The sequence below is a fragment of the Nonomuraea sp. NPDC049624 genome (assembly GCF_040675255.1).
Classification (GTDB): Bacteria; Actinomycetota; Actinomycetes; order Streptosporangiales; family Streptosporangiaceae; genus Nonomuraea.
Window position 1 is genome coordinate 649,217 of record NZ_JBFAOR010000007.1, and the last position, 19,010, is coordinate 668,226.

General features: G+C 73.6%; 18 protein-coding genes. 11 read left to right on the forward strand and 7 right to left on the reverse strand.

Features of this window, described 5'->3' with window-relative positions:
* Positions 1 to 70: 70 nt before the first annotated feature.
* The gene (locus AB0J76_RS30850; protein ID WP_352329981.1) at positions 71 to 271 is read right to left on the reverse strand and encodes a hypothetical protein; all 201 of its coding nucleotides are present in this window, start codon (positions 269 to 271) and stop codon (positions 71 to 73) included.
* Positions 272 to 474: 203 nt separating this feature from the next.
* Between AB0J76_RS30850 and AB0J76_RS30855 the strand changes: the two genes are divergently transcribed.
* From AB0J76_RS30855 to AB0J76_RS30900, 10 genes are all read left to right on the forward strand, one after another.
* Positions 475 to 1,794, forward strand: coding sequence for an aminopeptidase P family protein (locus AB0J76_RS30855; protein WP_352329982.1), 1,320 nt, complete (start codon positions 475 to 477; stop codon positions 1,792 to 1,794).
* Positions 1,795 to 1,856: 62 nt separating this feature from the next.
* Positions 1,857 to 2,762: a dihydrodipicolinate synthase family protein gene (locus AB0J76_RS30860; RefSeq protein WP_352329984.1), complete on the forward strand. Its 906-nt coding sequence runs from the start codon at positions 1,857 to 1,859 to the stop codon at positions 2,760 to 2,762.
* Complete coding sequence (locus AB0J76_RS30865; protein WP_352329986.1) at positions 2,759 to 3,760, forward strand: proline racemase family protein; 1,002 nt, start codon at positions 2,759 to 2,761, stop codon at positions 3,758 to 3,760. The genes AB0J76_RS30860 and AB0J76_RS30865 overlap by 4 nt, the downstream gene beginning before the upstream one ends.
* 31 nt (positions 3,761 to 3,791) lie before the next feature.
* Positions 3,792 to 4,997, forward strand: a complete 1,206-nt coding sequence (locus tag AB0J76_RS30870; RefSeq protein ID WP_364391323.1) for an FAD-binding oxidoreductase — start codon at positions 3,792 to 3,794, stop codon at positions 4,995 to 4,997.
* Positions 4,994 to 5,284 (forward strand): (2Fe-2S)-binding protein, encoded by a 291-nt coding sequence (locus AB0J76_RS30875; RefSeq protein WP_352330827.1) that lies wholly within the window; start codon positions 4,994 to 4,996, stop codon positions 5,282 to 5,284. The genes AB0J76_RS30870 and AB0J76_RS30875 overlap by 4 nt, the downstream gene beginning before the upstream one ends.
* Positions 5,277 to 6,752, forward strand: a complete 1,476-nt coding sequence (locus tag AB0J76_RS30880; RefSeq protein WP_352330828.1) for an NAD(P)/FAD-dependent oxidoreductase — start codon at positions 5,277 to 5,279, stop codon at positions 6,750 to 6,752. Before AB0J76_RS30875 ends, AB0J76_RS30880 begins: the two co-directional genes overlap by 8 nt.
* Positions 6,745 to 8,259: an aldehyde dehydrogenase (NADP(+)) gene (locus AB0J76_RS30885; protein WP_364391327.1), complete on the forward strand. Its 1,515-nt coding sequence runs from the start codon at positions 6,745 to 6,747 to the stop codon at positions 8,257 to 8,259. Before AB0J76_RS30880 ends, AB0J76_RS30885 begins: the two co-directional genes overlap by 8 nt.
* 45 nt (positions 8,260 to 8,304) lie before the next feature.
* Entirely contained in the window at positions 8,305 to 9,405 is a 1,101-nt protein-coding gene (locus AB0J76_RS30890; RefSeq protein ID WP_352324715.1) for a phosphotriesterase, read from the forward strand.
* On the forward strand, positions 9,402 to 10,472 hold the full coding sequence (locus AB0J76_RS30895; RefSeq protein ID WP_352324716.1) for an aryldialkylphosphatase: 1,071 nt from the start codon (positions 9,402 to 9,404) through the stop codon (positions 10,470 to 10,472). Before AB0J76_RS30890 ends, AB0J76_RS30895 begins: the two co-directional genes overlap by 4 nt.
* A gap of 11 nt (positions 10,473 to 10,483) precedes the next feature.
* The gene (locus AB0J76_RS30900; RefSeq protein WP_352324717.1) at positions 10,484 to 11,521 is read left to right on the forward strand and encodes an alpha/beta hydrolase; all 1,038 of its coding nucleotides are present in this window, start codon (positions 10,484 to 10,486) and stop codon (positions 11,519 to 11,521) included.
* 83 nt (positions 11,522 to 11,604) lie between these two features.
* On the opposite strand, the gene AB0J76_RS30905 is transcribed toward AB0J76_RS30900, so the two are convergent.
* A complete protein-coding gene (locus AB0J76_RS30905; RefSeq protein WP_352324718.1) occupies positions 11,605 to 12,576 on the reverse strand; it encodes an alpha/beta hydrolase in 972 nt (323 codons plus the stop codon).
* 113 nt (positions 12,577 to 12,689) lie between these two features.
* Here AB0J76_RS30905 and AB0J76_RS30910 point away from each other — a divergent pair, with 113 nt between their 5' ends.
* On the forward strand, positions 12,690 to 13,232 hold the full coding sequence (locus AB0J76_RS30910; RefSeq protein WP_352324719.1) for a hypothetical protein: 543 nt from the start codon (positions 12,690 to 12,692) through the stop codon (positions 13,230 to 13,232).
* A 28-nt stretch (positions 13,233 to 13,260) separates the two neighbouring features.
* On the opposite strand, the gene AB0J76_RS30915 is transcribed toward AB0J76_RS30910, so the two are convergent.
* From AB0J76_RS30915 to AB0J76_RS30935, 5 genes are all read right to left on the reverse strand, one after another.
* Positions 13,261 to 14,424 (reverse strand): FAD-dependent monooxygenase, encoded by a 1,164-nt coding sequence (locus AB0J76_RS30915; RefSeq protein WP_352324720.1) that lies wholly within the window; start codon positions 14,422 to 14,424, stop codon positions 13,261 to 13,263.
* A gap of 89 nt (positions 14,425 to 14,513) precedes the next feature.
* Entirely contained in the window at positions 14,514 to 15,146 is a 633-nt protein-coding gene (locus AB0J76_RS30920; protein WP_352324721.1) for a hypothetical protein, read from the reverse strand.
* A 70-nt stretch (positions 15,147 to 15,216) separates the two neighbouring features.
* Positions 15,217 to 15,942 (reverse strand): helix-turn-helix transcriptional regulator, encoded by a 726-nt coding sequence (locus tag AB0J76_RS30925; RefSeq protein WP_352324722.1) that lies wholly within the window; start codon positions 15,940 to 15,942, stop codon positions 15,217 to 15,219.
* A gap of 230 nt (positions 15,943 to 16,172) precedes the next feature.
* Complete coding sequence (locus AB0J76_RS30930) at positions 16,173 to 17,411, reverse strand: phytase (protein WP_352324723.1); 1,239 nt, start codon at positions 17,409 to 17,411, stop codon at positions 16,173 to 16,175.
* A gap of 203 nt (positions 17,412 to 17,614) precedes the next feature.
* Positions 17,615 to 18,784, reverse strand: coding sequence for an ABC transporter substrate-binding protein (locus AB0J76_RS30935; RefSeq protein WP_352324724.1), 1,170 nt, complete (start codon positions 18,782 to 18,784; stop codon positions 17,615 to 17,617).
* Positions 18,785 to 19,010 lie beyond the last annotated feature (226 nt).

A 19,010-nucleotide genomic window follows, 5' to 3' on the forward strand; every position in this document is an offset into this window, starting at 1 on the left:
CAACCGGCTTCAGGCTTCCCCGGGCCGGCTCGCGGCCGGCTTCACGCTTCCCCGGGCCGGATCGACGCGTTCAGCGCGACGGCGAACGCCGCAGGCGCAGGCCGATCACCACGACGGCGACGCCCACCAGCAGGACCACCGGACCGATGACCGCCCAGGCGGTGTCGCCGGTCATCACGCTGCCGCCCACCACGCCCAGTCCCTGGAGCGCCCAGAGCCCGCCGACCAGGGCCAGCAGCACGCCGACGACGATGAGGATCCAAGAGGTCATCGTTCTTCCCGTCTCTCGTCCCGCCGTGCTCGTCCGCTTGCGGGGTCTGGGTGTGCTCGTTGATCGCGTGGCTCCCGCAGCGTAACCGAGCCTTTGTCACGATATGCGGATTTTTCTGGTCACCTCTTGGCGGCGGGCTTCCGCCGTCTTAGTGTTCAGTGCAATGCCACACATTACTGAGCCCTATGGAAGGAGTGATCCCGGTGCGTGACGGCAGGCCCCCGAGGCTGTCCGAGATTCCCGCGTTCACCGCGTACATGAACACCGGCTGGGGCGCCCCCGACCGCACGCCGCGCGTGGTGCCCGGCGCGGCCGAGGCCGCCGCCGCCCACCGGACGCGGCTGGCCGAGGCGCTGCCCGGCCGGAAGGTCGTGCTGGCCGCGGGGCAGGCTCCGATCCGCAGCAACGACATGGCCTACGACTTCCGCGCCGGCAGCGACTTCGTCTGGCTGACCGGCTGCCAGATCGAGAACGCCGTCGTCGTGCTGGAGGGCGCCGAGGCCACGCTCTACGTGCCGCCGCCCGCCCGCCCCGGCGACCCGGCGTTCTTCACCGACTCCAGGTACGGCGAGCTGTGGGTGGGCGCCGCCCCCGGCCTGGACGACTGGGCCAAGGCGCTGGGCGTCCCGGTCAAGCCGCTGGCCGAGCTGACCATCGAGGTGACGGACGACCAGGAGGCCGCCCGGGTCCTCGCCGAGCTGCGCATGTACAAGGACGACTGGGAGCTCGGCCAGCTGCGCGAGGCGGTGGACCGCACCGTCGAGGGCTTCGCCGAGGTCGTCCGCGAGATCCCCGCCGCCGTGGCCGGGCGCGGCGAGCGATGGCTCCAGGGCACCTTCGACCGGTACGCCCGCGCCTACGGCAACGGCCCCGGCTACCCCTCCATCGTCGGCGGCGGCCCGCACGCGCCCACCCTGCACTGGGTGCGCTGCGACGGCCCGGTGACCCCCGGCGAGCTGCTCCTGCTCGACCTCGGCGTCGAGGCGGAGAGCTGCTACACCGCCGACGTCACCCGCACCTTCCCCGTCTCCGGCCGCTTCACCCCGGCCCAGCGGCAGGTGCACGACCTGGTCGAACGCGCCCACCGGGCGGCGCTCGCCGCCGTGGCCCCCGGCCGCCGCTTCAGCGACTTCCACCACGCCGCCATGGAGGTCGTCGCGCACGGCCTGGCCGGCTGGGGCCTGCTGCCGGTCTCGGTGGACGAGGCGCTGTCCGACGCCGGCCAGCACCACCGCCGCCACCTGGTCTGCGGCGTCGGCCACCACCTCGGCCTGGACGTGCACGACTGCGGCCGGGCGAGCCAGGAGGCCTACCAGGACGCCGTCATGGCCCCCGGCATGGCGCTCACCGTGGAGCCCGGCCTGTACTTCCACCCGCACGACCTCACCGTCCCGCCGGAGCTGCGCGGGATCGGCGTCCGGATCGAGGACGACCTGGTGGTCACCGAGCAGGGCGCCGACGTGTTGTCGGCCGCGCTGCCCCTGGACGCCGACGGCCTGGAGAAGTGGATGGCCGCCGGGTAGGTAGTCGCTGTGACATTGCACCGCATAATCTCTCGAATATCCCCATGTGAGGAGACCTCAGCATGACCACCTCCGCCACGCCGTGGCGCGGCATCCACGTCGCGACGGCCCTGCCCTTCGCCGACGACCTCTCCGTGGACTACGACGGGTTCGCCGAGCACGTGCGCTTCCTGGCCGAAGGCGGCTGTGACGGTGTGACGCCCAACGGCTCGCTGGGCGAGTACCAGACGCTCACGCCGCAGGAGCGGGCCCGCGTCGTCGAGACGGCCGTCCAGGCCGCGCCGCCCGGATTCGGCGTCATGCCGGGCGTGGCCGCGTACGGCTCCATGGAGGCCCGCCGGTGGGCCGACCAGGCCGCCGAGGCGGGGGCCACGTCCGTGCTGCTGCTGCCGCCGAACGCCTACCGGGCCCCGCGCGAGGCCGTCGTCGCCCACTACCGGGAGGTCGCCAAGGCCGGGCTGCCGGTCGTGGCCTACAACAACCCGTTCGACACCAAGGTCGACCTGACCCCCGCGCTGCTGGCCGAGCTGTACCACGAGGGCCTGATCGTCGGCGTCAAGGAGTTCACCGGGGACGTGCGCCGAGCGTACGAGATCGCCGAGCTGGCGCCTGAGCTCGACCTGCTCATCGGGGCCGACGACGTGCTGCTGGAGCTGGGCCTGGCCGGGGCCGTCGGCTGGATCGCCGGGTACCCGAACATGATCCCGCAGTCCACGACCCGCCTGTACCGGCTGGCCACCTCGGGCAACCCCGCCGACCTGCCCGAGGCGCTGCGCGTCTACCGCGACCTGCACCCGCTGCTGCGCTGGGACTCCAAGCCCGAGTTCGTGCAGTCGATCAAGCTGTCCATGGACCTGGCCGGGCGCAGGGGCGGCGCCTGCCGTCCGCCGCGCCTGCCGCTGGCGCCCGAGCTGGTCGCCCGCATCACCGCCGACACCGAGGCCGTCCTGGAAAAGGGCTACAAGTGAGATCACGCCGCACCTTCCACGCCGTCGACTCCCACACCGAGGGCATGCCCACCCGCGTGATCGTCGGCGGCGTCGGCGCCATCCCGGGGGCGACCATGGCCGAGCGCCGGCTGTGGTTCATGGAGAACAGCGACGACGTGCGCACGCTGCTCATGTACGAGCCGCGCGGCCACGCCGCGATGAGCGGGGCGATCCTCCAGCCGCCCACCCGGCCCGACGCCGACTACGGCGTGCTGTTCATCGAGGTCTCCGGGCTGCTGCCGATGTGCGGCCACGGCACGATCGGCGTGGCGACCGTGCTGGTGGAGACCGGGATGGTGCCCGTGGTCGAGCCGGTCACCACGATCCGGCTCGACACGCCGGCCGGGCTCGTGGTGGCGTCCGTGGCGGTCGAGGACGGCGCGGCGACCTCGGTGACCATCCAGAACGTGCCCTCCTTCGCGTACGCGCTGGACCGCAAGGTCGAGGTGCCCGGCTTCGGGGAGATCGGCTACGACCTGGCCTTCGGCGGCAACTTCTACGCCTTCGTCGAGCTGGCCGAGCTGGGGCTGCCCTTCGACCGGGCCCGCGCCGGCGACCTGCTGTCGGCCGGGCTGGCGATCATGGACGCCGTCAACGAGCACGACCGCCCGGTCCACCCCGAGCGGCCCGACATCAACGGCTGCCACCACGTCTACCTGGCCGCCCCCGGCTCGACGGCGCAACTGTCCAGGCACGCCATGGCCATCCATCCCGGCTGGTTCGACCGCTCGCCGTGCGGCACCGGCACCAGCGCCCGCATGGCCCAGTTCCACGCCCGCGGCGAGCTCGCGCTCGGCGACGACTTCGTCAACGAGTCGTTCATCGGCACCCGCTTCACCGGACGGCTGCTCGGCGAGACCACGGTCGGCCCGCTGCCCGCCGTGCTGCCCTCGATCACCGGCCGCGCCTGGGTCACCGGCACCTCGCAGTTCCACCTCGACCCGACCGACCCCTTCCCGGCGGGGTTCCTGCTGTGAGCCGCCGGGCGGGCGGCGCGAAGGCCACGCCGTGAGCGCCGACCTCGTCGTGGTCGGCGCCGGCGTGGTGGGCGCGGCCGCCGCGTACTTCGCGGCGCTGGCCGGGCTGCGCGTGGTGGTCGTCGAGCGCGGCGCCATCGCCGGCGGCACGTCCAGCGCGGGCGAGGGCAATCTGCTCGTGTCCGACAAGGAGGCCGGGCCCGAGCTGGACCTCGCGCTCTACTCCCAGCGGGTGTGGCGCGAGGACCTGGCCGAGCACGCCGGGCTGTGGGAGTTCGAGGCCAAGGGCGGGCTGGTCGTCGCGGCGTCCGGGCCCGGCCTGGCCTCGCTGCGCGAGCTGGGCGAGCACCAGCGCCGCCACGGCGTCGAGGTGCGCGACGTGGCGGCGCAGGAGCTGCGCGACTACGAGCCGCACCTCGCCCCCGGACTCGCCGGAGCCGCCTTCTACCCCCAGGACGCCCAGGTCCAGCCCATGCTGGTGGTCGCCCACCTGCTGCGGCTGGCCCGCGCGCACGGCGCCGAGGTGCGCACCCGCACCGGCGTCACCGGCTTCCTGCGCGACGGGAGCCGCGTGACCGGCGTGCGCACCACGGCCGGCGACCTGCCCGCCGGGGCGGTGCTCAACGCGACCGGCACGTGGGCCGGCGACGTCGCCGCCCTGGCCGGGGTGCACGTGCCCGTCCTGCCCAGGCGCGGGTTCGTGCTGGTCACCCAGCCCATGCCGCCCCGGACGATCCGCCACAAGGTCTACGCCGCCGAGTACGTCGGGGACGTGGCCAGCTCCGACGCCGCCCTGCAGACCTCGCCCGTCGTGGAAGGCACCGGCAGCGGCACGATCCTCATCGGCGCCTCCCGGGAGCGCGTCGGCTTCGACCGCACGTTCTCCCCGCGGGCGGCCGGCGCGCTGGCGGCCAAGGCGATCGCGCTGTTCCCGATGTTGCGGGACGTCCGCGCCATGCGCACGTACCTGGGCTTCCGGCCGTACTGCCCGGACCATCTGCCGGTGATCGGGCCCGACCCGCGCGCGCCCGGGTTGTGGCACGCCTGCGGGCACGAGGGCGCGGGCATCGGACTGTCCGCGGGCACCGGCAGGCTCGTCGCCCAGGCGCTCACCGGCCGCACCCCGGACCTCGACCTCAAGCCGTTCGCCCCCGACCGCTTCCCCGCCCCCGACCGTTCTTCCGGCACCGGGTTTCCCGGCGCCGGGTCCGCCGCGACCGAGGAGGGGCGCCGATGACCCACCAGATGACCTTCCGCGGCGCGAGCGTGCCCGCCGAGCCGGGCCAGAGCGTCGGGGCCGCCCTGGTCGCGGCCGGCATCCTCGACTGGCGCAGCACCCGCGGGGCGGGCCGGCCGCGCGGCCTGTTCTGCGGCATCGGCGTCTGCTTCGACTGCCTCATCACCGTCGACGGCGTCCCCGACCTGCGCGCCTGCCTGGTCCCGGCGCGCGACGGCATGCGCCTCGGCGACGACGCCCCGGCAGCCGGCGAGCAAGACGGCGAGCAGGGAGGCCCACATGCGTGAGACGCACGACGTCGCCGTGGTCGGCGCGGGCCCGGCGGGGCTGGCCGCCGCCGTCGAGGCCGCCGCGGCCGGGCTGGACGTGGCCCTGGTGGACGGCGCCCGCCAGCCGGGCGGCCAGTTCTGGCGGCACTACGACGAACGCCACGCCCGCCCCGAGGACGCCGCCGGGCACCACGACTGGCCGGTCTTCACCCGGCTGCGCGACCGGCTGCGCGCCCTGACCGCCGCCGGACGGGTCCGCTACCTGCCCGGCCACCAGGTCTGGCTGGCGACGCGCGACGGCACGGGCACGTTCACGCTGCGCACGACGCCCACCGTCCCCGAGGAGGGGGCGTCCGGCACGACGGTGACCGCCCGCGCGCTGATCCTGTGCCCCGGCGGCTACGACAGGCAACTGCCCGTCCCCGGCTGGGACCTGCCCGGCGTGATGGCCGCCGGGGGAGTGCAGGCCCTGCTCAAGGGGCAGCGCACGCTCGCCGGCCGCCGCGCGGTCGTCGCCGGGACCGGGCCGTTCCTGCTGCCGGTCGCCACCGGCCTGGCCGCGGCCGGGGCGCGGGTGGCGGCGGTCGCCGAGGCCAACGCCACGCTCGGCTGGCTGCGCGACCCGCGCGGCGCCGCGTCCGTGCCGGCCAAGGGGCTGGAGGCGCTGCGGTGCGCCGCGCTGATGGCCCGCCACCGCGTGCCGTACCGCACCGGGACCGTGGTCACCGAGATCCTCGGGGAGAACCGGGTCGAGGCCGTCCGGCTCGCCCGGCTCGGCCGCGACGGCCGCCCGGCCGGGCCGGCCGGCGAGATCCCCGCCGACCTCGTCGCGCTCGGCTGGGGGTTCACGCCGTCCCTCGAACTGCCGCTCATGCTCGGCGCCGGCACCAGGAAGGACGTCGACGGCTCGCTCGTCGTGACCGTGGACGCCTTCCAGCGCACCGGCGTCCCCGGCCTGTACGTCGCGGGCGAGGCGACCGGCGTGGGCGGCGCGGTCCTGGCCCGCCAGGAGGGCCGGCTGAGCGCCCTGGCCCTGGCCCGTACGCTGGGCCGCCGGGCCGACCCGGCGCTCATGGGCCGGTTGCGCCGGTCGATCGCCCGCGGGCGGCGCTTCGCCGCGGCCATGCACCGGACCTACCCCGTGCCGCGCGCCTGGACGGCCTGGCTGCGGGACGAGACGCTGGTCTGCCGCTGCGAGGAGGTCTCCTACGGCGACCTGCGCCGCGCCCACGACGACCTGGGCGCCGACGATCCGCGCACGCTCAAGATGCTGGCCAGGCCGGGCATGGGCTGGTGCCAGGGACGGGTGTGCGGGTTCGCGACCGCCGGCGTCGCGGCCTGCCTGGGCCGCCGCGAGAGCACGGCCGGCGACCTGCGCCCGCTGTCCACCCGGAGCCTGGCGGCCCCGGTGCCCCTGGGCGAGCTGGCCGCGCTCGCCGACGACAACCCTGACGAAGATCATGAAAGAGGACGAGACCGTGAGTGACGTGCTGAGCGTCGATCCGCGTACCGGACAGGTCCGCGAGCGCGTCGCGGCGGAGTCGACGCCGCAGGACGTGGACCGTGCCGTGCGCGCCGCTGCCGCCGCCGCCCCCGCGCTGGCCGACCGGTCCGTACGCGCCGACCTGCTGCGTACCGCCGCGGCGCTGCTGGAGGAGGGCGGCGAGGAGATCATCGCGACCGCCGACGCGGAGACCGCGCTCGGCCGGGTCCGCCTCACCGGCGAGCTGGCCCGCACCTGCTACCAGCTGCGGGCCTTCGCCGACGTGGCCGAGTCGGGCGCCTTCCTGGACGTGATCATCGACCACGCCGACCCGGCCGCCCGCCCGGCCCCCCGCCCCGACCTGCGACGCTACAAGGTGCCGCTGGGCGTGGTCGCGGTGTTCGCGGCGAGCAACTTCCCGCTGGCCTTCAGCGTGCCGGGCGGCGACACCGCCAGCGCGCTGGCCGCCGGCTGCCCGGTCGTCGTCAAGGCGCATCCGGACCATCCGGCGACCAGCGTCCTGACCGCCCGCGCGCTGCGCGCCGCCGCGGAGAAGGCCGGTCTGCCGGCCGACGTCGTCGGCCTGGTGCACGGCTTCGCGGCGGGCCCGGAGCTGGTCCGGCACCCGCTGACCGCCGCCGTCGGCTTCACCGGCTCGGTACGCGGCGGGCGGGCGCTGCACGACCTGGCCGCCGCGCGGCCGCGGCCGATCCCGTTCCACGGCGAGCTGGGCAGCCTCAACCCGGTCGTGGTGACCGAGCGGGCCGCCGCCACCAGGGCGGCCGAGATCGGCGCGGGCCTGGCCGCCTCCTACACCCAGGGCCTCGGCCAGTTCTGCGTCAAGCCGGGCCTGGTCCTGCTGCCCGCGGGCCCGGCGGGCGACGCGGTGCTCGACGCCGTGGTCACGGCCGCCGTGCCCGCCGGACCGCTGCTCGACCCGCGCATGCGCGCGGCCTTCCTGGACGGCGTGCGCTCCCGCGCCCAGCTGCCCGGCGTCACGCAGGCGCTGGCCGCGGGCGAGGACGACGCCGCGCCGCTGGCCGTCCGGCCGGGCGTGCTGACCGTGGCAGCCGGGCGGCTCGCGGACGGGGACGCCCACGCCGAGCTGCTGGAGGAGTGCTTCGGACCGGTCACCGTGGTGGCCCGGTACGGCTCGGAGTCCGAGCGGGACGCCGTGCTCGACGCGCTGCCCGGCAACCTCACCGCGACCGTGCACCTGGCGGCCGACGAGCGCGAGGGCGCGGCGGCCGGCCTGGTGGCCAGGCTGGCCGGGCTGGCCGGGCGGGTCGTCGTGGACGGCTGGCCCACGGGCGTGTCGGTCGCGCCCGCGATGCAGCACGGCGGGCCGTACCCCGCCTCCACCAGCACCTCGACCTCGGTCGGCGGCACCGCGATCGAGCGCTGGCTGCGCCCGGTGTGCTTCCAGGACACCCCCGACCCGCTCCTGCCGCCGGAGCTGCGCGAGGCCAACCCGCTCGGCGTCCCCCGGACGGTGGACGGAGTCGCCTGACGCTTTTATCTACACTTGTAGACGCTCTGGGGCTATATTGCTCGTGTGTCCACCACCGATGCCACGGTCGTGGCCGTCACCGGCGAGGTCCCAGCGGCCTCGCTGGGCGCGGTCCTGCCGCACGAGCACCTGCTGAGCGACTTCGCCCCGCCCGACGACACGCCCGAGTCATGGGCGCGCACCGGCCGCACCCGCCCCACGGCGGCCGGCGCCCTGTGGCTCTACCGCGCGCCGCTGACGATGGACCTGCTCGGCGAGGTCGGCATGGGCGCCGTCAACCGGGACGACCTGCTGCTCGGCGACGCGGGCCTGGCCGCCGCCGAGCTGGCCGCCTTCCGGCAGGCAGGCGGCGGCACGGTGGTGGACCTGACACCCGACGGGCTCGGCCGCGACCCGGCCGGGCTGCGCCGGCTCGCCGAGGAGACCGGCGTGACCGTCGTCATGGGCTGCGGCCGGCACCACCCCGCACGGACCGCCGCCCGGGACACCGCCGCCCCGACCTCCGCCCGGGACGTCGCCGCGCCGGCCGAGGAACTGGCCGAGGAGCTGATGCGCGACCTCACCGAGGGCGTGGGCGGCGTGCGGGCCGGCGTCATCGGCGAGCTGGCCGCGCTCGACCCCGGCGTGCCCGCCGAGCGCGCGCTCCTGGTCGCCGCGGCCCGCGCGGCGGCGGCCACCGGCGCCGCCGTCTCGCTGGCCCGCAACGAGGACCCGGCCGTCCAGCAGCGCGTCCTCGACCTGCTCGCCGAGGAGGGCGCGGACCTCACGCGGGTGGCCGTCGGGCACTGCGACGCGCTCTCCCCGCGACCCGACGACCTCGAACCGCTGCTCGGACGCGGCGTCTTCGTGCAGTTCGACCAGCTCGGCAGGCTGCCCACCGCGCTCAGCGTCTCCGACGACCAGGACGTCGCCGCGGCCGTGCTCGAACTCGCCCGCCGGGGCCACGCCGGACGCCTCCTGCTGTCGCAGGGCGTACGGGCCAAGTCCCAGCTCCTGGCCTACGGCGGCGGCGGTTACGCGTTCGTGCTGCGGCAGTTCGTGCCGTACCTGAGGATGCTCGGAGCCGACGACGAGCTGATCGAGACCGTCACCGTGCGCAACCCGAGGCGGCTGCTCACGTTCCGGACCGAGGAGGCGGGCTCGTGAGCCGCTACCCCTTCCCCATCCCCGACCTGTCCGGGCAGGCGCTCACCGTCGCCGGCCCGGTGGACCCGGCGCTGCTCGGGCAGACGTCCATGCACGAGCACATCTTCATCGACCTGCGCAGGCCCGCCCGGTCCCGCCGGCCCGGCGAGGACGCGCCGGCGGCAGCCGAGCCGCTCACCCTGGCCAACCTCGCCCGCACCCGCCACGGCGGGCCGAACGCCGACAACGACCTGCTGGGCGACTTCGACGAGATGCTCGCCGAGACCCTCGCCTTCGCCCACAGCGGCGGCCGCACCATGGTCGAGGTCTCGCCCATCGGCCTCGGCCGCGACCCCGAGGCGCTGCTGCGGCTGTCCCGGGCCAGCGGGATGCACATCGTCATGGGCGGCGGCTGGTACACGCCGGCGTTCCATCCGGCCGACATGGACGAGCGAACCGTGGACGAGCTGGCCGACGTCATCGTGCGCGACGTCGTGCTCGGGGCCGACGGCACCGGCGTGCGCGCGGGCATCATCGGCGAGGTCGGCGCGGAGTCGGTGCCGCTGACCAGGGGCGAGCTCAAGAGCGTACGGGCCGCCGGGCGGGCCGCCCGCGTCACCGGCGCGCCGCTCACCTTCCACGTCGGCGGCGTCGGCGAGGAGAAGTTCCGGGTGCTCGACATCCTCCAGGAGGAGGGCGTCGCCCCCGGCAACGTCGTCCTGGGCCACTGCACGGACGTCCTGTCCGGCCCGGAGTTCGCCGAGCGGCTGCTGGCCCGCGGCGTCTTCGTCGAGTTCGACTTCCTGGCCGCGCCGGGCAGCCCGTGGGGGCACCTCGTCCTGGGCAGCGACCACAAGGTCCTGCGCGGCATCGCCGACCTGGTCGAACGGGGCTACGCGAGCCAGATCGTGCTCGGCCACGACGTGTGCCAGAAGATCCAGCTCAAGCGGTACGGCGGCAAGGGCTACGACTACATCCCGCGGCACTTCCTGCCCGCCCTGCGCCGCCTCGGCGTCAGCCCCGAGGCCATCCACATGATCATGGTCGAGAACCCGGCACGGGCACTCGCCTTCGCCGCACCGCAGTGACCAGGAGAACCATGCCCCCCATCCCCGTGCCCCCCGACCCTGCGCCTTCCACCCTCGGGCCCTCCACCTCCGTGCCTCCCGTCCCCGTGCCCTTCGACCCGGCGCTGGCCGCCGTCCTGGACGGCATGCCCCGGCCGGACGGTCCCGCCCCCACCCTGGACACCATCCCCCTGATGCGCGCCGCCGGGGCGGCCATGCCCATGCCGCCGGTCGCCGAGGTGATCGGCGACCGCGAGATCGACGCCGAGGAGCTGCTCGTCCCCGGACCGGCCGGCGCGCCGGACCTGGAGGTCACGGTCCTGCGCCCGCGCCGCCTGCGGGCCCCGGTCCCCGGGCTGTACAACATCCACGGCGGCGGCATGATCACCGGCCACCGGGCCATGGACACGCCGCGCCTGGTCGCGCTCGTCGAGGAGCTGGGCGTCGTCGCCGTCAACGTCGAGTACCGCCTGGCCCCCGAGCATCCCCACCCGGCGCCGGTCGAGGACTGCTACGCCGGGCTGACCTGGATGTCGCGGCACGCCGCCGAGCTCGGCGTGGACCCCGGGCGCGTGGTGGTCATGGGCGGCAGCGCCGGCGGCGGCCTGGCGGCCGGGGTCGCCCTGCTGGCCCGCGACCGCGGCGGCCCGCGCCTGGCCGGCCAGCTCCTGCTGTGCCCGATGCTGGACGACCGCAACACCACCGTCTCCAGCCACCAGTACGACGGCCTCGGCACCTGGCCGCGCGCCCTGAACCTGCTGGGCTGGCGGGCCCTGCTCGGCGAGCGGGCCGGCGACCCCGACGCCGACGTGCCCTGTCACGCGGCCCCGGCGCGGGCGGCCGACCTGTCGGGGCTGCCGCCCGCGTTCATCGAGGCGGGGGCGGCCGAGCTGTTCCGCGACGAGGACGTCGCGTACGCCACGCGGATCTGGGCGGCCGGCGGGCAGGCCGAGCTGCACATCTGGAACGGCGCCTTCCACGGGTTCGACATCTTCGCCCCGGACCACGAGATCACCCACGCCGCCCTCGCCACCCGCCTCTCCTGGCTCCACCGCACCCTCACCCCCTGACCCCACATTGCCCTGGTGGGGGCAGGGGGAGGTGCCCGCGGCTTCCGGGCCGGCGCCCACCTCGTTGTGGGGAGGGGGTGGGGTCAGATGCCCAGGGTGCGTTGTAGCCAGGAGTGTTTGGTCTGCTGGGCGGCGCGGGAGACGCGGGCGGACGGGGTGCTCGCGAAGCCGTGGTGCCCCCCGGCCCATACGTGCAGTTCCGCCTGGCCGCCGGTCGCCCAGATGCGCGTGGCGAACTCGACCGACTCGTCCCGGAACACCTCGGCGGCCCCGACCTCGATGAAGACCGGCGGCAGCCCGGACAGGTCGGCCGCCCGCGCCGGGACCTCGTGCGGCAGCACGTCCGGGCCGCCCCGCCGGTCGCCGAGCAGGGCGGTCCAGGCGGTGTCGTTGTTGTTGCGGTCCCAGGCGCCGATGCCGTCGTACTGGAGGCTCGACACGGTCGAGTTCCGGTCGTCGATCATGGGTGCGCCGATGTAGAGCCCGGCGGCGGCCGGGCCGTTCCGGTCGCGGGCCATGATGCCGACGGACGCCGTGAGCCCCCCGCCCGCGCTGAAACCGGACACGAGCAGCCGCCCCGGGTCGAACCCCAGCTCCTCGGCGTGTCCGGCGGTCCAGACGAAGCCCGCGTAGCAGTCCTCGGCCGCCGCCGGGGCCGGGTTCTCCGGGGCGAGCCGGTACTCGACCGTCACCCCGACCATGCCGTGCTCCAGGGCCGCCTGGATGAGGCCCTCGATGCCGAAGAAGCGGGTGCCCAGGATCATCCCGCCGCCGTGGATCTCGTACACGGCCGCCGCGCCGGGCGCGGGCCCGCCCTTGGGACGGACGACCGTGAGGGTGACGTCGGGGGCGCCCTCGGGGCCGGGCACGTCCACGTCCCACCACTCGACGGGACGGCCGGCGACGATCGCCTCCATGGGCGGGATGAGCCCGGCGAAGATCTCGCGGTTGCGCTGGATGGTGTCCGCGCGCAGCGGAACGCCCTCGACCGCCGCCAGGAACGCCGCGAGACCTTCCGCCAGCTCAGGGTCGTAGGGAACGGGGACGTAGTTCATCGTGCCGCCTCTCGGAGCCGAACGGACGGCTTAAAGTCTACGAGCGTAGAAGCGGTCTGTCCTGATATACACGGGTACGCGATCAGTCTGACCATGCCCCCAAGGAGAAGACCATGGTGAAGAGACTCCTCGAAGCGACCTCGTTACGCGCGGGGGTCGTCGCGGCCGTCGCGCTGACCGGCACGCTGCTGACCTCCGCCCCGGCCGGCGCCGCCACGACGGGCCTGCGGGCCGCCGCCGTCCAGACCTCCTCGGTCGTCCAGGAGGCCGCCTCCCGCCCGGCCAACGGCCGGATCGTCTACGACCGTCTCAGCGGCGGCCGGGGCGTACTCAAGATCAAGAACGGCACGTCGAAGGACGGCGTCGTCACCATCGTCAAGGGCCGCACCAAGGCGGTCAGCGTCTACGTCCGCGCGCGGTCCACCGCCCGCATCCGGGACGTCCGGGACGGCACGTACCGCATCTTCTTCACCACCGGCTACCGGTTCAGCGTGTCGAAGGGCCGCTTCACCAGGGGCGCGACGTACCAGAAGTTCAACGACCGGCTGCGCTTCCGCACGACCTCGACGCAGTACACCATCTGGACCCTGACCCTGAACCCGGTCAGGGGCGGCAACGCCCGCACCAGCCCCGTGAACCCGAAGGACTTCCCCTGATCGAGGCCTGAGCGGGCGCGCCTCCCGGTCAGTCCTTGCCGGAGCCGCCGAACCCGCCGAACCAGCTGAGGACGCGGTCGACCCGGGCGTACACGCGGGGCGGCATGTGCGGCAGCACCCGGGAGTGCCGCTGCCCGAGCAGCGCGATGAACTCCATCGGCGAGAGGTCGATGTAGCGCGTCAGGTTCTCGTACCACTGGGCGCTGAGGCGGGCCGACTTCTGGTGCGGCAGGATCGCCTTGCGGCGTTCGCGGTCGTAGCGGGCGAGGGCGGCCGGGAGCTCCGGCTCCTGGTTCAGCGCGTTGACCAGGAAGGCGGCGTCCCCGAAGGCCAGGGCGGTGCCCGCGCCGATGGAGTAGTGGGTGGTGTGCGCGGCGTCGCCGAGCAGCACGAGGTCGTCGCGGTACCACGTGCGGTTGGTCAGCGTGCGGAAGTTCAGCCAGTACGCGCTGCCGTCGGTGTGCGCCCGTCCGATGAGCGGGTGGCCGTCCAGGACGTCGGCGAAGATCTTCTCCAGCAGCGCCAGGCCGTCGGCCGCGCTGGCCTGGTCGAGGCCGAGCCCCTTCCAGGTCTCGGGGGAGCACTCGACGACGCACGTGCTGTGGTCGCCGCTGTAGACGTAGCAGTAGCACCAGATCCAGCCGTGCGGGGTCTCGGAGAAGGCGAAGGTGAAGGCGTCGAAGACCTTCGTGGTGCCGAGCCAGATGTAGTGGTTGCGGCCGACCGCGATCTCGGTGCCGAAATGGTCGGCGTGCGGCGCGCGCAGCGTGCTGTTGATGCCGTCGCCGGCCACGACCAGGTCGGCGTCCAGTTCCTCGCGCGAGGCGATCTCGCGGCCGTGCTCGACGTGCACGCCCAGCGAACGGGCCCGGTCGGCGAGGATGTCGAGCAGGCGGTGGCGGCAGATGCCGAAGCCCTCGTCCGACTCGGTGAGCGTCACCGTCGCGCGGTCCTGGATGTGGGTGACCCAGCTGTCCCAGCGGATCGAGTTCTCCCGGATGACGTCCGCCGACTCCGGGTCGGCGGCGCGCATGTTGTTGAGCAGGTCGTCCCAGTAGGTCACGCCCCAGCCGTAGGTGGTCCCGGCCGGGTTGCGCTCGTAGACGGCGACCTCGTGGGACGGGTCGACCCGCTTCATCAGGATCGAGAAGTACAGGTTGGCGGGCCCACCGCCGACGCAGGCGACCTTCACACTAGCTCCCCTAGCGACAGAAAGTAATCAATTCAGCACAGAGAGTATCAGAGGGTCTGTGCCGGGGGTGAAGGCGCGCCTGCGGACGGTCAGGCCGTCGCCCGCGCCGTACCGCGCAGGCCGAGGGTGAGGCTGCCGGCCAGCAGCACCACGCCGGACAGCACCCCGCTGACGACCGGCACCCACGCCACGGCGGGCGTGGCGGCCAGGACGAGCCCGCCGGCCCCGAGCAGCGTGAGCGCCGCGCCCGGCACGGCGATGCTCCAGTCCCTCCACACGGGTGCGAGCGCGACGAAGTGCACGCCCACCACGAACGCCACCCACGCCACGTTCCCCTCCTCGGGACGCCCGAGCGCGGCCAGCACCCGCAGCCCGCCGAACAGCAGGACCACCTCGGCCACCACCACGGCCACGTAGCCGCCCCCGAACATGCCACGCCCGCCGGGCCTCCGCCGGCCCGCCCCTGCGCGAGGGCCGGCGGACTCCAGGCGTCGGGCAGGTTCGGCGGACTCCAGGCGTCGGGCGGGTTCGGCGGGCTCGGCGCGGGCGGTGCGCTCGGCGCGGGCGGCGCCGAACCACATCGCGAGCACGGCCGCCGCCGCCAGGCACGCGACGGCCCGCAGAACGCCGGCGGTCACGCCGTCGAGCGGGCCGCCCGCGTTGACGACGACGAACACCGCGCCGAACACCGCGCCGACCAGCAATCCAGTCATTCTCTGCATGACGTCCATCGAAGCGCCCGCCGCGGCCCGCCCGCACGGGTGCTTGGGCGAGGACGAGGTAGCCCTGGCCCTACCTCGCCACGCCGCGCAGGTAGGCCAGCACCGCCAGCACCCGCCGGTTGGCGTCGTCGGTCGCGGGCAGGTCGAGCTTGGCGAACACGGAGGCCACGTGCTTGCCGACGGCCGCCTCCGTGATCGACAGGGCGCGGGCCACGGCGCTGTTGGACCGGCCCTCGGCGATCAGCGCCAGCACCTCCCGCTCCCGGGGCGAGAGCCGGTGGGCCGGTTCGGTGACCTCCCTGGCCCGCGCCCACGACAGCTCGAACAGGTCGATGAGGGTGGCGATCAGCCCCTGCTGCCTGATCATCAACGCGCCCGGCGTGTAGGCGATCGGGGTGATCCGGACGAACGCCACGGAGCGGTCGAAGATCAGCAGCTGCTGGATGGGCTCGTCGATGACCCGGTGCAGGTCGCCGGCGGCGTGCAGCTCCTTGATGCGGGCGGCCTTGCGCGGGTCGTCCAGCACGCTGGAATGGACGATCGTGCGCATCGACAGGCCCTCGCGCAGGGCGTCCAGCACGGTACGCCGGCTGCGCTGCTCCTCGCGGCCCTGCTCGCGCGAGCCCACCGGGTGCATGGCCCGCAGCTCGGCCGACGACCGGGTGGCCCGCAGGATCTGCCGGCGGACGAGCTCGGGGTCCTCCAGCCGCTCGACGTCGACGGGGATGCCGCGCAGCTCGCCGACCACCTCTTCCAGGCGGCGGGCGAGGTGGTCAAGCGACTGGCTCTCGGTCACGCTCCTCCTCCGCACGCGCACCCCATTCTCCCCGCTCCGCGAAGGCATGCCCAAATCAGCGGAATAACGCCCGAAACGGCGAAGGGCGCGCCCAAGCGAAGGGCGCGCCCAAACGAACGGCGCGCCTCGGCGAAGGGCGTGCCTCAGCGAAGGGCGTGCCTCTGGAACGGCGAAGGGGCGCCGTCCGGCTGGACGGCGCCCCGGTTCGCGGGACCGCTGGGCGGCGATGATCAGTCGCGCGGGTCCCAGCCGTCGGTGTCCACGTCCAGGTCCAGCTCGTCGGCGATGTCGCCCCAGTCGGCGAACTTGAAGTTGGTGTTCTCACGGTCCGCCGTGGCCGGCGTGTTCACGCCGTCGTGGGCGATGAACATGCCCTCGTCGAACTCGCCCAGCGGCACGTTGAGCACGGTCGAGCCGTCGCTCACCTCCGAGCCGTCGATGCCGTTCGCCTCGCCGATCCGGAACTGGCCGAGGTAGGAGTTGGAGCCCTCCCTGCGGTAGACGGCGAAGGTGTTGTCGCCCTGGCTGGAGGCCAGCAGGTAGCCCTTGCCGTCCTCGCGGTAGTAGATGGTCAGGCCCTCGGCGTCCGCGGTGAGGTGCTTGCCGCCGTAGCCGGGGTCGGCGCCGGGGGTGCACTCCTCGGTCGCGGGGTCGTAGGTTCCCGGGACGCCGTACTCGCGGACCTTGTCCACCAGGACGGGCGTGCCGGTGAGGTCGGCGCGCATCCGCCAGATGCCGACGTCCTCCTGGGCGGCGTAGAGCACGTCCCGCTCCTGGTCCACGACCATGCCCTCGACCTGCGCCTGCTCGTCCGGCTCAAGGCAGGGGGACCAGGTCTGGCCGTTCGGCAGGGTGAAGGAGTTGGGCAGGCTCAGCGTCCGCACGAGCTGGTAGCCGATCTTGCCGCCCGGCTTGGCGAGCAGCTTGACCAGGCCGACCGAGGTCTTGTGCCGGCGGCTGACCAGCGCGTACGTGCCGGTGGAGTCCTTCCAGGCGGCCAGGCCGTAGGCCGTCTCGGCGTCGTTGACCTGCTGCTGCGTCGTGTTGAACACGAACGGCGCGGCCGGGTCGGTCACGTCGGTGAGGTGGCCGTCCGAGATGGCGTAGATGCGCAGCGTGTCCCGGCCGCGGTCGGAGACGATCGCCAGGTCCCTGCCGCCGAAGCCGTAGGTGACGTCGACGTTGTTGAAACGGCCCGCCTCGTCGTCCGGCCCGGGGGCGGCGGGCGCCGGCAGGTGCTGGAGCTGCTGCCCGTCGAGGTCGTAGACGTACAGGCCGCCCTTCTTGGCGGTGGCGATCACCACGCTGTCCTCGGAGTCGGACGGGTCGACCCAGATCGCGGGGTCGTCGCCGTTGGCGTCGCCGCCGGCCTCGTCGTCGTAGAGGGAAGGGGTCTCGACGTCGGGGTACACGGTCGCCACGCCGGCGCCGGACGCGGGTGCGGCGATCCCGCCCAACACGGTCAACATCAGGGCTGCCAGGGAGAGCCTGGACAGGGGACGCATTGCGCCTCCTCGTTCGGGGTGTTGATGTTGCCCCAAAACGTAACGACCAGTTTACAAGAAATCAATAGGTCGTCCTTATGTCAGGACATTAGGTGTTGCACGGCTGCCAAGACATGCCGACGCGCCCGGCCGGGGATCCTCCCGGCCGGGCTGTGCGACGGCCCGCGCTAGCTGCGGTTGACGCGCCAGAAGTCCGACATGGCCTGGCGGTTCTGCAGGTCGCCGAGCAGGCCCTTGGGGTCGGTGTGGAAGAGCTGGCCCTGCCAGTCCGACAGGCCGGGCGGGGTGACCATCGGCTTGACCGTGCTGTTGCCCGAGACGCCGCCCTCGCCGATCTCGTGCTTGACGCCCTCCTCGGTCATGATGAAGTGCACGAACAGCTTGGCCGCGTTGGGGTGCTTGCTCTTGGTGGCGATCGCCGCGTACTTGGGGTAGCTGAAGCCGGTGAAGGGGGTCATCCCCTCGCAGGCGGCCTGGTGGTAGCCCTTGTCCTCGTTGTTGCGGAACTTCGAGATCGACATGAAGCCGATCTTCTTGTCCGTGGCGGCCGGCGCGCCCACGGCGGCGGAGATGTCCTCGTCGGAGCCGGTCAGCACCGGCTTGTTGAGCGACAGGCGCTTGATCCACTCCTGCGCGGCGCTCTTCTCCTCGGTCTTCAGCGGCTTGCCGTACTTGGCCTGGTAGGCCTGTTCGAGCGCCTGGTTGCCGTACGCGTCGAGCTGGGTGAAGAACGACAGCACGGTCGGCTTGCCCAGCGGGTCCTGCATCACCAGCTTGCCGGACCACTCCGGGTCGGTCAGGTCCCAGACGTTCTTCACCGGGCAGCCGTCGGGGGACAGCTTGGTGTTGTAGCCGAAGACCGTCGCCTTGGAGAGCGCGAGCAGGGGGTTCTGGTTCTCGGCGGGGATCTGGTCCTTCAGGTCGCCGGGGATCCACGTCTGGGTGACGCCCTGCGGCGCGAGCTGGCCGACCAGGACGCCGCCGTCCTCGTACATGGCCGCGTCGATGGTGACGTTGTCGGCGGCGTGCTCCCTGGTCATCTTCTCGGCCGTCTGCGGGGTGTCGGACTTCACCCCCTCCATGGCGATGCCGTACTTCGCGGTGAACGCCTTGGCCACTTCCTCGATGTCGCCGCTGGAGTCGTAGACCAGGACGCTGCCTTCCTTCTTCGCCGCGGCGACCAGCGCCTCCAGGTCGAAGTTCGCATCGAGCGACGGGCCGGGCAGCGCCTTGGCCGTCGCCGCCGCCGACGGTCCTCCGCCTGCGGTGGAGGGCGCGCACGCCACGGCGGCGGACGCCAGCAACGCCATGGAGATGATCTTCCCGGTACGCCTCATGATGGCGTCACTCCTCTTGCCTCTCGGGTTCGCAAGGCGCCGCGCCAGCCCCGACCGGCGCCATTGTGTGCTCACGATGAACGTCACGTGAATAATTTGTCAAGACATTCTTACGTGCAAGCTGAGCCAGGACCTAGCCTCCCAGCTACGACAGTTCATCCTTATGTCAGGACAAAGTCTTGACTGTTCATCTCCTGTTCATCTAGAACTGGAGGCCCCCCTGGAT

Bases quoted from the DNA above. Each gene is read 5' to 3' on its own strand.
- AB0J76_RS30850 (WP_352329981.1), bottom strand. From the start codon at position 271: ATGACCTCTTGGATCCTCATCGTCGTCGGCGTGCTGCTGGCCCTGGTC.
- AB0J76_RS30860 (WP_352329984.1), top strand. From the start codon at position 1,857: ATGACCACCTCCGCCACGCCGTGGCGCGGCATCCACGTCGCGACGGCC.
- AB0J76_RS30875 (WP_352330827.1), top strand. From the start codon at position 4,994: ATGACCCACCAGATGACCTTCCGCGGCGCGAGCGTGCCCGCCGAGCCG.
- AB0J76_RS30880 (WP_352330828.1), top strand. From the start codon at position 5,277: ATGCGTGAGACGCACGACGTCGCCGTGGTCGGCGCGGGCCCGGCGGGG.
- AB0J76_RS30900 (WP_352324717.1), top strand. From the start codon at position 10,484: ATGCCCCCCATCCCCGTGCCCCCCGACCCTGCGCCTTCCACCCTCGGG.
- AB0J76_RS30905 (WP_352324718.1), bottom strand. From the start codon at position 12,576: ATGAACTACGTCCCCGTTCCCTACGACCCTGAGCTGGCGGAAGGTCTC.
- AB0J76_RS30910 (WP_352324719.1), top strand. From the start codon at position 12,690: ATGGTGAAGAGACTCCTCGAAGCGACCTCGTTACGCGCGGGGGTCGTC.
- AB0J76_RS30920 (WP_352324721.1), bottom strand. From the start codon at position 15,146: ATGCAGAGAATGACTGGATTGCTGGTCGGCGCGGTGTTCGGCGCGGTG.
- AB0J76_RS30930 (WP_352324723.1), bottom strand. From the start codon at position 17,411: ATGTTGACCGTGTTGGGCGGGATCGCCGCACCCGCGTCCGGCGCCGGC.
- AB0J76_RS30935 (WP_352324724.1), bottom strand. From the start codon at position 18,784: ATGAGGCGTACCGGGAAGATCATCTCCATGGCGTTGCTGGCGTCCGCC.